The sequence below is a fragment of the Microbacterium fluminis genome (assembly GCF_051549805.1).
Lineage (GTDB): Bacteria > Actinomycetota > Actinomycetes > Actinomycetales > Microbacteriaceae > Microbacterium.
In genome coordinates, this window is the sequence record NZ_CP196042.1 from 2,169,929 (window position 1) to 2,184,715 (window position 14,787).

The 14,787-nt window shown below is 71.8% G+C and carries 15 protein-coding genes; 9 read left to right on the forward strand and 6 right to left on the reverse strand.

Annotated elements, in window-relative coordinates:
* Window positions 1-31 precede the first annotated feature (31 nt).
* Complete coding sequence (locus ACSJDX_RS10445) at window positions 32-1,567, forward strand: CoA-acylating methylmalonate-semialdehyde dehydrogenase (protein WP_438352618.1); 1,536 nt, start codon at window positions 32-34, stop codon at window positions 1,565-1,567.
* 32 nt (window positions 1,568-1,599) lie between these two features.
* Here the strand turns inward: ACSJDX_RS10445 and ACSJDX_RS10450 are convergent, their stop codons facing one another.
* From ACSJDX_RS10450 to ACSJDX_RS10470, 5 genes are all read right to left on the reverse strand, one after another.
* Window positions 1,600-1,818: an SCO4848 family membrane protein gene (locus ACSJDX_RS10450; RefSeq protein WP_438352619.1), complete on the reverse strand. Its 219-nt coding sequence runs from the start codon at window positions 1,816-1,818 to the stop codon at window positions 1,600-1,602.
* Window positions 1,815-2,072 carry a hypothetical protein gene (locus ACSJDX_RS10455; protein ID WP_438352620.1) on the reverse strand — a complete coding sequence of 86 codons (258 nt, stop codon included), beginning with the start codon at window positions 2,070-2,072 and terminating at the stop codon, window positions 1,815-1,817. The genes ACSJDX_RS10450 and ACSJDX_RS10455 overlap by 4 nt, the downstream gene beginning before the upstream one ends.
* A 45-nt stretch (window positions 2,073-2,117) precedes the next feature.
* Window positions 2,118-3,395, reverse strand: a complete 1,278-nt coding sequence (locus ACSJDX_RS10460) for a hypothetical protein (RefSeq protein ID WP_438352621.1) — start codon at window positions 3,393-3,395, stop codon at window positions 2,118-2,120.
* 30 nt (window positions 3,396-3,425) lie between these two features.
* The gene (locus tag ACSJDX_RS10465; protein ID WP_438352622.1) at window positions 3,426-5,087 is read right to left on the reverse strand and encodes a S8 family peptidase; all 1,662 of its coding nucleotides are present in this window, start codon (window positions 5,085-5,087) and stop codon (window positions 3,426-3,428) included.
* 71 nt (window positions 5,088-5,158) lie between these two features.
* Window positions 5,159-6,142 carry a hypothetical protein gene (locus ACSJDX_RS10470; protein ID WP_438352623.1) on the reverse strand — a complete coding sequence of 328 codons (984 nt, stop codon included), beginning with the start codon at window positions 6,140-6,142 and terminating at the stop codon, window positions 5,159-5,161.
* A gap of 102 nt (window positions 6,143-6,244) precedes the next feature.
* Between ACSJDX_RS10470 and ACSJDX_RS10475 the strand changes: the two genes are divergently transcribed.
* From ACSJDX_RS10475 to ACSJDX_RS10485, 3 genes are read left to right on the forward strand one after another with little or no spacing between them, the layout of a single operon-like run.
* Window positions 6,245-8,059, forward strand: a complete 1,815-nt coding sequence (locus ACSJDX_RS10475) for an ATP-binding cassette domain-containing protein (protein WP_438352624.1) — start codon at window positions 6,245-6,247, stop codon at window positions 8,057-8,059.
* 8 nt (window positions 8,060-8,067) lie between these two features.
* Complete coding sequence (locus ACSJDX_RS10480) at window positions 8,068-9,606, forward strand: hypothetical protein (RefSeq protein WP_438352625.1); 1,539 nt, start codon at window positions 8,068-8,070, stop codon at window positions 9,604-9,606.
* Window positions 9,607-9,632: 26 nt separating this feature from the next.
* Window positions 9,633-9,899: a DUF3039 domain-containing protein gene (locus tag ACSJDX_RS10485; RefSeq protein WP_438352626.1), complete on the forward strand. Its 267-nt coding sequence runs from the start codon at window positions 9,633-9,635 to the stop codon at window positions 9,897-9,899.
* Window positions 9,900-9,902: 3 nt separating this feature from the next.
* Here the strand turns inward: ACSJDX_RS10485 and ACSJDX_RS10490 are convergent, their stop codons facing one another.
* Window positions 9,903-11,243: a nicotinate phosphoribosyltransferase gene (locus tag ACSJDX_RS10490; protein ID WP_438352627.1), complete on the reverse strand. Its 1,341-nt coding sequence runs from the start codon at window positions 11,241-11,243 to the stop codon at window positions 9,903-9,905.
* A gap of 50 nt (window positions 11,244-11,293) precedes the next feature.
* On the opposite strand from ACSJDX_RS10490, the gene murI reads away from it, so the two are divergent.
* The 5 genes from murI to ACSJDX_RS10515 all read left to right on the forward strand — a co-directional run bounded on the left by murI (window position 11,294) and on the right by ACSJDX_RS10515 (window position 14,781).
* Window positions 11,294-12,121: a glutamate racemase gene (murI, locus tag ACSJDX_RS10495; RefSeq protein ID WP_438352628.1), complete on the forward strand. Its 828-nt coding sequence runs from the start codon at window positions 11,294-11,296 to the stop codon at window positions 12,119-12,121.
* Window positions 12,122-12,171: 50 nt separating this feature from the next.
* Entirely contained in the window at window positions 12,172-12,909 is a 738-nt protein-coding gene (gene rph, locus ACSJDX_RS10500) for a ribonuclease PH (RefSeq protein WP_438352629.1), read from the forward strand.
* A gap of 3 nt (window positions 12,910-12,912) precedes the next feature.
* Window positions 12,913-13,512: an RdgB/HAM1 family non-canonical purine NTP pyrophosphatase gene (gene rdgB / locus ACSJDX_RS10505; protein ID WP_438352630.1), complete on the forward strand. Its 600-nt coding sequence runs from the start codon at window positions 12,913-12,915 to the stop codon at window positions 13,510-13,512.
* Window positions 13,513-13,568: 56 nt separating this feature from the next.
* Window positions 13,569-13,799 carry a hypothetical protein gene (locus tag ACSJDX_RS10510; RefSeq protein ID WP_438352631.1) on the forward strand — a complete coding sequence of 77 codons (231 nt, stop codon included), beginning with the start codon at window positions 13,569-13,571 and terminating at the stop codon, window positions 13,797-13,799.
* A gap of 67 nt (window positions 13,800-13,866) precedes the next feature.
* Window positions 13,867-14,781 (forward strand): cation diffusion facilitator family transporter, encoded by a 915-nt coding sequence (locus ACSJDX_RS10515; protein ID WP_438352632.1) that lies wholly within the window; start codon window positions 13,867-13,869, stop codon window positions 14,779-14,781.
* The last annotated feature ends 6 nt before the right edge of the window (window positions 14,782-14,787 follow it).

The following is a 14,787-nucleotide window of genomic DNA, read 5'->3' on the forward strand; positions in this document are numbered from 1 at the left end:
GGAGGCACCGGCATCCGAGGAAGGAAGCACCATGACCGACACCCGCACCGTCGAACCGCCTCCCACGGACGCCGGCCTCGCGACCCTCGACCACTGGGTGGGCGGGAAGCCATGGGCCGGGGACTCGACCCGGACGGCCCCCGTCTACGACCCGGCGCGCGGTGTCGTGCAGAAGAACGTGCGGATGGCCTCCACCGCCGATGTCGACGCGGCCGTCGCCGTCGCGCGCCGCGCCGCCGACGGATGGCGTGACGCCTCGATCGCGAAGCGCCAGACCGTCATGTTCGCCTTCCGCGAGATCGTGAACGCGCGCAAGGACGAGCTCGCGGCGATCCTGACGTCCGAACACGGCAAGGTCACCGCCGACGCGCTCGGCGAGATCGCGCGCGGCCTCGAGGTGGTCGAGCTCGCGTGCGGCGCGGCATCCCTCACGAAGGGCGCCTACTCCGAGAACGTCTCCACAGGCGTCGACGTGTACTCGCTGCGGCAGCCGCTCGGTGTCGTGGGCATCATCAGCCCGTTCAACTTCCCCGCGATGGTGCCCCTGTGGTTCTTCCCGGTCGCGATTGCCGCGGGCAACGCCGTGGTGCTGAAGCCGTCGGAGAAGGACCCGTCCGCGGCGAACTGGCTCGCCGCCGCCATGACCGAGGCGGGTCTGCCCGACGGCGTGCTGAACGTCGTCCACGGCGACAAGGAGTCGGTCGACGCGCTGCTGGTGCACCCCGACGTGCGGGCGATCTCGTTCGTCGGCTCGACGCCGATCGCGAAGTACATCTTCGAGACCGCCAGCGCGCACGGCAAGCGTGTTCAGGCCCTGGGCGGCGCGAAGAACCACATGCTGGTGCTGCCCGACGCCGATCTCGACCTCGCCGCAGACGCCGCCGTGAATGCGGGGTTCGGCTCGGCGGGGGAGCGCTGCATGGCCATCTCGGTCGTGCTGGCGGTGGACTCCGTCGCCGACGCACTGATCGCCCGGGTGAAGGAGCGGATGGCGACGCTGCGCACCGGCGACGGCACGCGGGGCACCGACATGGGCCCGCTCATCACCGGCGCGCACCGCGACAAGGTCGCCGGCTACATCGACGTGGCGACGACCGACGGGGCGACGGTGGTCGTCGACGGACGGGACGACGAGTTCGACGGCGACCCCGACGGGTTCTGGCTCGGTCCGACGCTCATCGACCGCGTGCCCACGTCGTCGTCGGTTTACCGCGACGAGATCTTCGGCCCCGTGCTGTCTATCGTGCGCGTCGACGGCTACGAGGACGGCCTCGGCATCATCAACGGCAGCCCGTACGGTAACGGCACCGCCATCTTCACCAACGACGGCGGTGCCGCGCGGCGTTTCCAGCGTGAGGTGCAGGTGGGGATGGTGGGCATCAACGTGCCCATCCCCGTGCCCGTCGCGTACCACTCGTTCGGCGGATGGAAGGACTCGCTGTTCGGGGTCTCCAAGGCGTACGGCGCACACGGATTCGAGTTCTTCACGCAGGAGAAGGCGGTCACCTCACGCTGGCTCGACCCCTCGCACGGCGGCCTGAACCTGGGCTTCCCCCAGCACGAGTAAGGCGGGTCGCGACCGCCCCTTCGGGGTGCGTCTCAGCCGGCGGCGAGGAGCAGGATGCCGCCGGCCAGGGATGCCGCGGCGAGCACGAGCGCGATCGTCACGAGCATGACGTGCACGCGCAGGAACGGGGTCGCCCGGCCCGCGGCATCCCGCGCCCTCGGGTCCTTCGCCACTCGACGCAGGAACTGCGGCGACGCGACGGCGTTGAAGACCGCGTTGGCGAAGAGCACGACCGCAACGGCCGCGGTCACTCCGGCGCGCCCGTCGCCGCGTCGCGTTCGTCGTCGTCGTCGCCCTCGCCGGAGGTGGTCGGCGGCTCGGCGACCTCGACGGTCTGAGCGATCGGGATGAGGATGCTCTGCACGGACTCGCCGGTGGAGATGCCGTCGATGCCGATGCCGACCGGCGCATCGAGCCGGTCGGCGACGGAGTCCACCTCCCGCGGCTCGGACGGGATGCCCGCCCACTCGCTCGGCTCCTCGGGACGGGATGCGAAAAGACCCATGACTCCATTGTGCGCCCGGTCGTGCGCGCCGGCCGACGCGGAGGGTCAGGGAGCGGGGGCGGACACCGCCGACAGTACGGCGTAGGCGACCTGGCGCCCGGTGATGTCGGAGTGGCCGGACACGAACGCATCCGCACGCAGCGACGACACCCGCCCGGACTGCAGGTCGTAGTCGCCGCCGACGTCGAGCAGCGTCGCGGCGGGCAGCGACGCGGGGGTCTTGAGCGCGCCGTTGCGTCCGATGCCGCCGTACGGGTCGTTCTCGTCGCCGAGACCGACGCCGATCTGCCGGGCCAGGCGCGACGCCACCGGGTAGGCGATCCCGACGGCCTTGTCGTTGTGGGTGAACGTGACCACGATCGGCCCGCGCACCTTCGCCGGGACGTCGGCGAACATGCCGTTCGCCCCCGCACCGTCCCAGTCCCGTGCCATGCCGAAGTGGCTGTACGCGGCCTGCAGCAGCGACAGCGACGACACCGCGGCATCGCTGGCGAGCGCGGCGGCGGTGACCGCCCGCCCGCCGAAGGAGTGGCCGACCAGATGCAGACGCGCCGTTCCGACGGCGGCGTGCAGCTGCTCGAGCAGCTCGGCGATGCCTTTCGCACCGACCGTCCCCGCGCGCTCCTTCATCGTGTAGTAGGTGGTGATGTTGAGGACGTTGCGCGCCGCGCCGATGAGGCTGTCGAAGAACCCGGCACCCCCGCCGTCCTCGAGCGGGGCGAGACCGGCCGGGTCGATGTCGGCGGCGCCGCCCACCGCCGCGGGGGCGGCGTCGTCGTCCGCGGCGCCTCGGGCGGCGATCAGCACGTCGGCCGGGTCGGAGGTCTTCAGCGCTTCGAACGCCGAACGGTCCTCTCCCTTCGTCGTGCGGGGGAGCGTGGAACGCAGCAGCTCGACGAACTCGGTCTGCGCGTCAGAGTCGGTCTCCAGCCGCGGCACGAGCACCTCGAGGCGGGCCGCGATCGCGGCATCCTCGACCCGCTCGCGGATCTCGGCGACCAGCGTCGCCGCGTCGTCGTCGACGCCCGCCCCCGCGCCGGAGCCCTCGTCCGGCGCCCAGCGGATGGACGGCCACAGCACACCGACGACGACGAACCGGCGATCACCGGCGCCCGCGACATCGCCGCGCACCCCCGCGATCGACTCGACGATGCGGGTGTACAGATCGCGTGCCTGCGCGAACGTGCTGTTCCAGCCGTGCGAGAGCACGATCACGTCGGTCGCGTTCTCGTCCCGGACGACGGATGCCGCCTCCCGCACCTGGTCGGGATGCGGCATCCCGCCCTTCTCGTCGAACTCCACCTCGGTGTACGGCAGCTTCATCGTCGTGCCCTTCGTCGTGGTCGGTCGTGCTCAGACGCTCTGGATGGCCCGCATCGCATCGACGAGACCGCGGCCCTGGAACGTGCGCTCGCGACCGAGGTCGCTCGCGGAGTCCATCAGGATGCGTTTGACGTCGTCGGGCTTGCCGATGAACTCCCTGTGCACGGAGAGGAACGCCGCCGCCACTCCTGATACATGCGGAGCCGACATCGAGGTGCCCGAGTCCTCGACGTAGGTGATGTCGGTCTTCTTCTCGCCGGGACCGAGCCGCACGCCCTCCCGCGCCTTGGCGAGCAGCTCGCCCGCCCCCGCGCTCACCACGCGCTCGCCGGGGGCGACGAGGTCGGGCTTCAATCGCCCGTCGCCCGTCGGACCTTTGGAGGAGAAGTACGAGACACCGGTCGAGTACGGCTTGATCGAGGTCGATCCGACCGTGATGGCGCGGGCGGCGTTGCCGGGGTCGTTGATGGTCATGCCGAACCCCAGCCGCATCTCCCGCCCGGCCGAGTCGCGCGCCGCGCCGAACCCGGTGTTGCCCGACGAGACCACGACGCACACCCCGTCGGAGACGAGCCGGTCGACCTCGCGGCAGACGGGCGAGAGCCCGGTGGCGAACCACGACGGGTCGAACGGGTAGCCCAGCGACAGGTTGACGCCGTGCACCACGAGGTCGCGGCCGCCGCGGTTGAGGTCCTGGATGTACTGCAGCGCCTCCAGCAGCGACGCGAGGTCGCCGGTGCGGTCATCGCGCAGCACCTTGATCGGCAGGATCTTGGTGCGCGGCGCCATCCCGCTGATGCGGTCGAGCTCGACCCGCTGCACGCCGGTCTCGCCCTCGGCCGTGCGATACCAGGTGGCGGCGCAGATCGGCTTGCTGCGGGGACCGACCGTCTGCCCGCCGGCGATGATGCCCGCCACATGCGTGCCGTGGCCGTTGGGGTCGCGCAGCGCATCGGCGTCGGTCGTGCCCGGCACGAAGCTGCGCGGCGCGATGCCGTCGGGAAGGTTCAGGGTCTCGTAGGTGGCGAAATGGCGGTGCGAGGCATCCATCCCCGTGTCCATCACCGCCCACACGATGCCGTCACCGGTCGCGTCGAACGCGCGCACCGCCGCGTCGGCCTTGGTCGTCACGACCGAGCGGTGGATCGTGGCGCGCACCTCGAAGTTCGGCCAGATGCGATCGATGAAGCTGCGCGGTGCGGTCTTGGCCTGCTGACGTCCGGCGCCCATCGCCCGACCCTTCTCGGCGTCGACCCGCACGAGCTCGAGGATCTCGGAGGCGGTCAGCGCGGCCATGAGGTACGTGCCGGAGGTCCACGGCTGCGGCACGTCGCGTCGTCCCCGTGTGGCCATCACGAGCGCGGCGGTCAGCTCGCCGACGGCCTCGGCGGCCGAGATGCCGGTGTCGGTGCGCAGCTCGACCACGATGCCGATCGGCTCGTCGCCGGCGGCCGAGGCCATCCGTTCGGCGAGCGGTCGCGTGATCACCGAGTCGGTGACGAGCGACACCGTGGTCGGCACGCCCGGGAGGGAGAACGCCGGCGTCGCGGTGCCGCGCGGCGGGGGCTCGGCGCGCGGCGGTCGCTTCTCACCGCGCGGCGCCGGCTTCGCGGGGTCGGGTTCGAGCTCGGGCTCGGGCTCGACGGCGGGGAACTCGCGCGGCAGATGCGGCCGCTCGTCGGATGTGACCACGGCGCCCTCGCTCTCTCTCGCGCCGAGGCTACCGTCGCGGAGGAGGCCGTGTCACGACCGGTTCTGCGGCATCATCCGGGGTCGTGACCGGCCGTCGGGTCGGCGGATGCTCCGCCATCGGCGGCGTCCGCCGGATCGGCGTCGTCGCGGCGACGGCGGGAGGGCGTGATCGCCTTGCTCACGCGCTTCCCCGCGCCGCCCACCGCGGCGGCGCCCTTGCGTACTCCGCCGGCCACGAGGCCTCCGGCGGTGCGGAGTCCGACTCCGGCAGAGCTCTCGATCCGGCGGGCTCCCGGACGCGGCTCGAGGTCCGCCGGAAGCTGCACCGGAGGCATCCCGAACGCCCGTCGCGAGTTGGTGAGCACGCGCCTGCCGAGCACGTGGTTGCCGGCGCCTCCGACGACGGCGCCGACGCCGAACGGAAGCGCCTTGCCGAGGAACGACGCACCGCCGCGCGCGGCGAACTGGTGGACGAAGGCCGACTTGAGGCGGTCGACGAGTGGACCGACCGCGGCGCGGGGGAGTGTCTTGGTGATGAGCTCGCCCCAGTAGCGGTCCCGGGTGACGCCCTTGCCCGCCGCCTGCCCGGCGAGCTGCGCGACGAGGTCGATGCCCTCCTTGCCGAGCATGAGGGTGAGCACGAGGGCGCGGGCACGGTCGGGATTCTCGACGGGTATGCCGTGCACCTCGGCCACCGACTGGGCGAACAGGGCGGTCGCCTCGAGGAATCCGACGGTCTCGACGCCGCTCAGCGCGAGGGTGATGCCGGTGCCGATCCCCGGTACGACGGCCGTGGCGCCGACCGCGGCGCCGCCCGTGGTGACGGCGGTCAGGTAGCGCCGCTCGAGGGTGCGCACGATGTCGGTCGTGCTCGCCTCCGGATGGCGCAGTCGGATGCTGCGCAGATGCGCCACGACGACCGGACGCTGGATGGCCATCACCCGATCGAGCGCGCGGATCATGCGAGGGTGCTCATCGGATCCGGCCGGAGGAAGCCCACCCGCCCACGGCGCGTCGTCGGGGAGGGAGTGGATGCGGTGCACCTTCTCAGCCATCGATCCGATCCTACGTCGCGCGGATCGGTGACGCTTCGAGCACGTTTCGCTGTCGCTTCCCGGACGGCTTGGTAGGTTGGTTCAGTGACAGCCTCCCTGCCGGTGCCACAGGAGCCCTTCCGCGACGACGGGCACGATCAGGGTGCGTCCGAGAACGGCTCCCCGATCGTGAAGCTGCCCCCGAAGCCACGGATTCCGGCCGATCAGGCGGCCGCCTCCCGGGATGCCGCTCCCGCCGATTCCGCGCCCGAGACGCCGACGGTCGAACCCGCGAAGAAGCCGCGCGCTCCTCGTGCACCGCGGACCACGACGCCACGCACGACGACGCCACGCACGACGACGCCGCGGACTCCGCGCGCACCGCGCGCCACGGGCGCAGCGAGTGGCTCCACGACCTCCGGGACCACCGCGAGTCGGGCCAAGAAGCCGGCCACGCCGCGCGGTACCGCGGCATCGAATCGGGCGAAGACCCCCACCACGCCGCCCGCGACGCCGCGCGACCCGGGACCGCCGCCGCCCCTGCCCGCCGACCTCGTCGCCGATGTTCCCGAGATCGTCGAGGCGACCGACACCGACATCGTCGCTCCGCCCGAGTCGGAGACCGCCACCCTTCAGGCCGAGCCCGTGGCGCCCGCGGCAGAGGACGTCGAGATCGGAGCGCCCGCCGACGCGCTGATCATCCCGCCGAAGCCGCCGCTGCCGGTCCGGTTCGTCGCCCCCGCCGAGGCGTCCGCCGACGCCCTCGAGCCGACGTCGATCGAGCCCGCGGGGGATGCGCACGTCGCGGTCGTCCAGCCGGAGACTCTCGAGCCCGAGATCGCCATCGAGCCCGACGTCGCTGAGCCCGTCGAGCCCGAGGCTGCTGAGCCCGAGCCTGTGGCCGTGGAGCCCGAGGTCGTGGAACCCGAGGCCGTGGAGTCCGAGCCCGAGACCGTAGAGCCCGAGACCGTCGAGCCCGAAGTCGAGGTAACCGACGAATCGGCCGAAGACGTCTCGGCCGGCGAACCGACCGTCCTCGACGTCCTGGTCGATGAGCCCGCCGTCGACGACGAACTCGTCGCCGACCGTTCCGTGGACGAGGAATCCGTCGCCGTCGCCGCGGTGAGGACGGGCGAGCGGGAGCCCGAGGCATCCGTCGACACCGCTGCCGACGTCGCGACCGCGGTGCTGCGCGTCCGCGGGATCACCAAGATCTTCGGCGATACGCGGGCCGTCGACGCCATCGACCTCACCGTCCCCAAAGGTGCCTTCTACGGTCTCGTCGGTCCGAACGGCGCCGGCAAGACCACCACGCTCTCGATGATCGCGGGCCTGCTGCGTCCCGACCGCGGCTCGATCGAGGTCAACGGCATCGACGCGAAGACCGACCCGACAGGCGCCAAGCGCGCCATGGGGGTGCTGCCCGACCGGCTGCGCACGTTCGACAGGCTCACCGGCCGCCAGCTGCTGTACTACTACGGCATCCTCCGAGGTCTCGCGCCGTCGGTCGTCGAGGCGCGAACGGTGGACCTCGCCCGCGCCTTCGACCTCACGGACGCGCTCGGGCGCGTCGTGTCGGACTACTCCGCCGGAATGGCGAAGAAGGTCATGCTCGCCGGAGCGATGATCCACTCGCCACGGCTCCTGGTGCTCGACGAGCCGTTCGAGGCCGTCGATCCCGTCTCCAGCGCGGTCATCCTCGACATCCTCGGAACGTACGTCGCCCACGGCGGCACCGTGATCCTCTCGAGCCACGGAATGGACCTCGTCGAGCGGGTGTGCTCCCGTGTCGCCGTCATCGTCGGCGGTCAGGTGCTGGCAGAAGGCACCATCGACGAGGTGCGCGGCGAGCTGACCCTCGAGCAGCGGTTCATCGAACTCGCCGGCGGTCTCGGCGACGTGGAGGGCCTCGAGTGGCTGCACACGTTCTCCGACTGAGGATCGCCATGCTGCTCGGCGCCCTGCGCGGAGACCCCGGGCACGTCGCCCGCATGACCGTCGGCCTGGTGGCGCTGCTGGCGGGAACCATGGTCGCGTGCTGGGGGCTGCTGTCGCTGCGGGATGCCTCGGCCCCCGTCGCTCAGACCGTCACGGTGCTCGGCGGCGCGGCCGTCACGCTCGGTTTCGCCATCGCACCGGTGCTGGCCGGGACCTCCGATCCGCTCGATCCGCGGCGGTTCGTCGTGTTCGGACTCCCCCCCGCCCCGCTGGCCGCCGTGCTCGGTGTGGCGGGCCTGATGAGCGTGCCCATGGTCGTGCTCATCGCGCTCGGGGTCTGCCTGGTGCTCGTCTGGGACGCGCACGGTGTGCCCTGGGGTGCGGGCGCGATCGCGGTCGTGCTCGGCATCCTGACCTGCTCGCTGCTGGCCCGCGTCAGCATGGCGCTCACCGCCGCCTTCCTGCGCGAACGGCGCTCGCGCGAGCTGACCGGCGTGTTCGTTCTCGCGGTGCTCGTCGTCGTCGTTCCCGTCGGCGTGTTCCTCGCCTCGCTCGAGTGGGCGGGCGCCGTGCCGCCGGCGCTGCGGCAGGTCGTGTCGGTGCTCGCCCTCACTCCGCTCGGCGCGGCGTGGGCGATCCCGTCCGAGCTCGTCTCGCCCGGCGCCGCCGAGGTCTGGGGAGCACTGGCGATCGCCCTGCTGACGGTCGCCGTGCTCGGAGCGCTGTGGGCGCTTCTCGTGCGTCATGTGCTGACCTCGACGGAGCGCCCTGTCACGGTGCGCGAGCGCGGCGGGCTCGGCTGGTTCGCCGTCGCCCCGGGGACGCCCGGCGGTGGCATCGCGGCGCGCAGCCTCGTCTACTGGTTGCGCGACAGCCGCTACATCGTCAACGTGATCGCCGTGCCGGTCGCCGCCGCCGTCACGATCGTGCCGCTGCTGATCGCGGGGGTCCCCTTCGAGTACGCCGTGCTGGTTCCCGTTCCGATCGCCGCGCTGTTCTTCGGATGGCTGCCGCACAACGACCTCGCCTACGACTCGAGCGCGGTGTGGATGCACATCGCGAGCGGGGTGCGCGGCATCTCCGATCGCGTCGGGCGCCTCGTGCCGGTGCTCCTGATCGCGGTGCCGGTGCTGGCCATCGCCATTCCGCTCGTGATCGCCGGACACGGTCGCTGGGCGCTGCTGCCCGCGATGGTCGGGGTCTGCGCGTCGCTGTTCCTGAGCGGCCTCGGCCTGTCGTCGATCGCCTCCGCGGTCGCCCCGTATGCGGTGGCCCGGCCCGGAGACAGTCCCTTCCAGCAGCCTCAGCGGGTCGGCTCCGGCGGCGCGATCACGCAGGGCGTCGTGCTGATCGGGGCGCTGCTGCTGAGTGTGCCGGCACTGTGGTGGGCTTGGCGGGCGCTGACCGTCGACCTCGGCGAGGCCATGACCGCGCTGTGGGGCGGGGTCGGGGTCGGCGTCGCGGTCCTCGTCGTCGGACTGTGGGCGGGCTCCTTCGCCTTCACCCGCCGCACCTCCCGGCTGATGGAATTCGCCGAGTCCACCTGAGCGGGTCGCGGATAGACTGGCTCACCATGAGCACCCCTCTCGACAGTCCCGACCATGGCGGTCTGGCCACCCTCGACCGAGAACTCGAAGAGCTCATCCGCGAGGAGAACATCGAGCCGGGCGACCACGAGCGGTTCTCGCATTTCGTCAAGAAGGACAAGATCCTCGAGTCGGCGATCACCGGCAAGCCGGTGCGTGCCCTGTGCGGCAAGAAGTGGGTGCCGGGACGCGACCCCGAGAAGTTCCCGGTCTGCCCGACGTGCAAGGAGATCTACGAGTCGATGGTCGGCTGAGCCTCACGCGACGTCGACGAAGACCGTCGGCAATGCCGGGTCGGAGCGGCTGAGCGCGAGCGCGCGCACCGGGAGCTCCTCGCGCACACGCAGGTGATGCGCCCGCGCGGCGGCCACGCCCGCCGGGCCCTCGGCGGTGGCGTCGACGTCACCCGCTGTGACGAACGGCACCTGCAGGGCACGCGCATCGGGATGCTCCGCGGCGGCGGGCATCGTCTCGAAGCCGTCCGCGACCTCCACGAGCTCGCGGGTCGCGGTGCCGTGCTCGAGCGTGCGGAAGGCCGCCTTGCGGCCGCCCTTGCTGCCCTTGTCGGTCGAGGCCTTCGCCACCGGGATCCACGCACCCGAGGCATCCTGCCGGGCGACCAGCTTGTAGACCATGCCGGCCGTGGGTGCCCCGGACCCGGTGACCACCGACGTGCCCACGCCGTAGGCGTCGACGGGGGATGCCGCGAGCGCCGCGATCGCGTACTCGTCGAGGTCGCTGGTCACCGTGATGCGCGTGCCGGTCGCCCCCAGCTCGTCGAGCTGCGCGCGCACCTCCGCCGCGACGGTGGGGAGATCGCCGGAGTCGATGCGCACCCCGCCGAGGCCGGTGCCGGCGACGTGCACGGCGAGCTCCACCCCGCGGCGGATGTCGTAGGTGTCGACCAGCAGCGTGGTCTCGGGGCCGAGGGCGGCCACCTGGGCGCGGAACGCGTCCTCCTCGGTGTCGTGCAGGAGCGTCCATGCGTGCGCGGCAGTGCCCATCGTCGGCACGCCCCAGCGGCGTCCGGCCTCGAGATTGGAGGTCGCGCCGAACCCGGCGATGTGCGCGGCCCGCGCGGCGGCGATCGCGGACTCCTCGCCGGCCCGTCGAGACCCCATCTCGGCCAGCGGCCGGTCGCCCGCCGCGACCGACATGCGCGCGGCGGCCGTGGCGACGGCGCAGTCGTGGTTGAGCACGCTCAGCGCCAGGGTCTCGAGGATCACGGCCTCCGCGAAGGTGCCCTCCACGGTGAGCACGGGGGAGCCGGGGAAGTACGCCTCGCCCTCGCGGTAGCCCATGATCGAGCCGTCGAAGCGGTAGCCCTCCAGCCACGCGACGGTGGAGGCATCCACCACCTTCTCATCGCGGAGGAAGCGCAGCTCGTCGTCGCCGAACCGGAAGTCGCGCAGCAGGCCCAGGAGCCGGCCCGTGCCCGCGACGACGCCGAATCGGCGGGCACCGGGCAGGCGCCGGGCGAACAGCTCGAACACGCAGCGGCGTTCGGCGGTGCCGTCGCGGAGGGCGGCGTCGAGCATGGTGAGCTCGTACCGATCCGTGTGCAGGGCGGTGGAGGGAGAGGCCGGACCGGTGCTCATCCGGTCAGCCTAGCGATCGGCCGTGAGCGCCTGGCGTAGGCTGGTCGATCGTGGACGACGCGCCGATCGGGATCTTCGACTCCGGGGTCGGCGGGCTCACCGTCGCCCGGGCGGTCTCGGCGCTGCTGCCGCGCGAGTCGATCCTGTACATCGGCGACACCGCGCGTTCGCCCTACGGGCCGAAGCCGATCGCCGACGTGCGACGGTATGCGCTGGAAGTGCTCGACGACCTCGTCGATCAGGGCGTGAAGATGCTCGTCATCGCCTGCAACACCGCCTCCGCGGCGATGCTCCGCGACGCCCGCGAGCGCTACTCGGTGCCGGTCGTCGAGGTGATCGGCCCGGCCGTGCGCACCGCCATGTCGACCACCCGCAACGGACGGATCGGCGTGATCGGCACGGCCGGCACGATCGGTTCGCGCGCCTACCAGGACATGCTCGAGGTCAACGAGCGGCTAACCGTCTTCGCGCAGGCGTGCCCGCGCTTCGTCGAGTTCGTCGAGGCCGGCGTCACCGATTCGCCCGAGGTGCTCGCCACCGCCGAGCAGTACCTCGCGCCCCTGCGGGACGCCGGTGTCGACACCCTCGTGCTCGGCTGCACGCACTACCCGTTCCTCGAAGGCGCGATCAGCTACGTCATGGGGGAGGGCGTCTCGCTCGTCTCCAGCGACAGCGAGACCGCCAAGGACGTCTACCGTCAGCTGGTCTCCCGCGACCTGCTCGCGGGTCCGGATGCTGCGCGCACCGACGTCTACGAGGCCACCGGCGACTCGGCCGACGAGTTCCTCACCCTTGCGCATCGGCTGATGGGTCGCGAGGTGAGCACCGTGCAGCTGGTGCAGACCGGCGCCATCGACCTCCCGCACCGTCACGCCTGAACGCACCGCGGCATCGCGGCATCCCACCACCCTCACCCCCGGAGGAAACCATGACCGACATCACCCGCGCCGACGGCCGCTCCGTCGATCAGCTGCGCCCCGTCACGATCGAGCGCGGCTGGAGCGCCCACGCCGAAGGCTCGGCGCTCATCTCGTTCGGCGGCACGAAGGTGCTGTGCACCGCGTCGTTCACCAACGGTGTGCCGCGCTGGCTCTCCGGCAAGGGCAAGGGGTGGGTCACCGCCGAGTACGCCATGCTCCCGCGCGCGACCAACTCCCGCAACGACCGCGAGTCGATCAAGGGCAAGGTCGGCGGGCGCACGCACGAGATCTCGCGGCTGATCGGCCGCGCTCTGCGCGCCGTCGTGGACACCAAGGCGCTCGGCGAGAACACGATCGTGATCGACTGCGACGTGCTGCAGGCCGACGGCGGCACCCGCACCGCCGCGATCACCGGTGCCTACGTCGCCCTGGCCGACGCGATCGAGTGGGGCCGCGCGAAGAAGTTCATCGCGCAGAAGGCCACGCCCCTTCTCGACTCGGTGTCGGCGATCTCGGTCGGCATCATCGACGGCGAGCCCATGCTCGACCTCGCTTACGTCGAAGACGTCCGCGCCGAGACCGACATGAACGTCGTCGTCACCGGTCGCGGTCTGTTCGTCGAGGTGCAGGGCACCGCCGAGGGAGCGCCGTTCGACAAGCGCGAGCTCGACGCGCTGCTCGAGCTGGGCGTCGCCGGCTGCGCCGATCTCCGCGGGTTCCAGACCGCGGCGCTGGCGGCCGAGTAGCGGATGCCGCAGCGCATCGTCCTCGCGACGCACAACCCGCACAAGGTCGAGGAGTTCCAGGGCATCGTCGCCGCGACGCGCCCCGACCTCGAGGTGATCTCCTATGACGGGCCGGAGCCGGTCGAAGACGGCGTGACGTTCGCGGCGAACGCGCTCATCAAGGCCCGGGCCGCGGCATCCCACACCGGACTTCCCGCCCTCGCCGACGACTCCGGGATCTGCGTCGACGTGCTCGGCGGATCGCCCGGGGTGTTCTCCGCTTACTGGGCCGGACACGCGAAGGACGCCGCCGCCAACCTGGAGCTGCTGCTCGACCAGCTCTCCGACATCGCCGACCCGCATCGCACGGCGCATTTCACCTCGGTGATCGCCCTCGTGCTCCCCGGTGGCGCCGAGCACGTCGTCGAGGGCGTCTGGCCGGGGCGACTCGCGACCGCGCCCGACGGCTCGGGCGGCTTCGGCTACGACCCGATCTTCATCCCCGACGGTCAGGCCGCCGGCGCCGAGCGCACGGTCGGCGAATGGTCGGCCGCGGAGAAGAACGCCGCTTCACACCGCGCCCGCGCCTTCGCCGCGCTGACGCCTCTGCTGACGACCCTCTGACCTGCGGCGAGCGTTCGATCGGCACGGACTCGCCCCGGTCGGACTACGCTCGCGGCATGGACAACGGGAGCCTCGCGTTCGTCGCCTTCGGCGGGCCGATCGTGTTCGGGGTGCTGGTGATGGGGGCCGTCGTCGTCGGGATCGTCTTGGTCGTCGCCGCTTTGTACGCCCTCAACATGGGTGTGACGAGGCTCGTCGGGCTCTCTATCGACGCGGTGCGCGCCCGACACTCGAGCCGCCCTGTGACCGCGTCCGAAGATGCGTCGCCCGGACGTCGGCGCGAGTGAGAATCGTGATCGTTCCCGACTAGGCGAACGGGGCGTCCGGCGGCGATTCCGGCCCTAGCCTGGGGTCATGCACGATCACGCGCCGACCGGCGGCATCCGCGGCGCCGGCAACCGGCGACTGCTGGCCGTGTCGCTGGCGATCACCTCGGTGGTCATGGTGGTGCAGATCGTCGGGGCGATCGTGTCGGGGTCGCTCGCGCTCCTGGCCGACGCGGTGCACATGTTCACGGATGCGGCGGCCCTCGTGATCGCGCTGGTGGCGAGCATCGTCGCCGCGCGGCCGGCGAACGACCGGCGCACGTTCGGGTATCAGCGCGCAGAGGTCTTCGGGGCGCTGATCAACGGCGTGATCCTGATCGTGCTGTCGGTGTGGGTGGCGATCGAGGGCGTGCAGCGGCTGCTCGCGCCCGCCGAGGCGGAGGTCGCGGGCGGCCCGATGCTGCTGATCGCGATCATCGGCCTGATCGCCAACGCCGTGGCGATGTGGCTGCTCAGCGCCGCACAGAAGCACAGCATCAACGTGCGCGGCGCCTACCTCGAGGTGCTCGGCGACCTGCTCGGATCGGCGATGGTCATCATCGCGGCGATCGTCATCCTCGTGACCGGCTGGGCGCGCGCCGACGCGATCGCGTCGCTGCTGATCGCCGCCATGATCGTGCCGCGCGCGATCGGCCTGCTGCGCGAGGTGGCGTCGGTGCTCAGCGAGGCGGCACCCCAGGGCATGCACGTGCAGGAGATCCGCGACCACATCCTCGGCACCCCGGGTGTCGTCGACGTGCACGACGTGCACGTCTGGCAGCTGACCCGAGGCGCGCCCGTCTTCACCGCCCATGTGGTGGTCGATGCCGCGGCGCTCCAGCACGGCCGGGCCGGAGGCATCCTGAGCTCTCTGCAGGACTGCCTCGCGCACCACTTCGACGTGGCGCACTCCACCTTCCAGCTCGAACCCGCGGGGCATCCCGAGAACGAGCCGCACGCCTGACCCCGG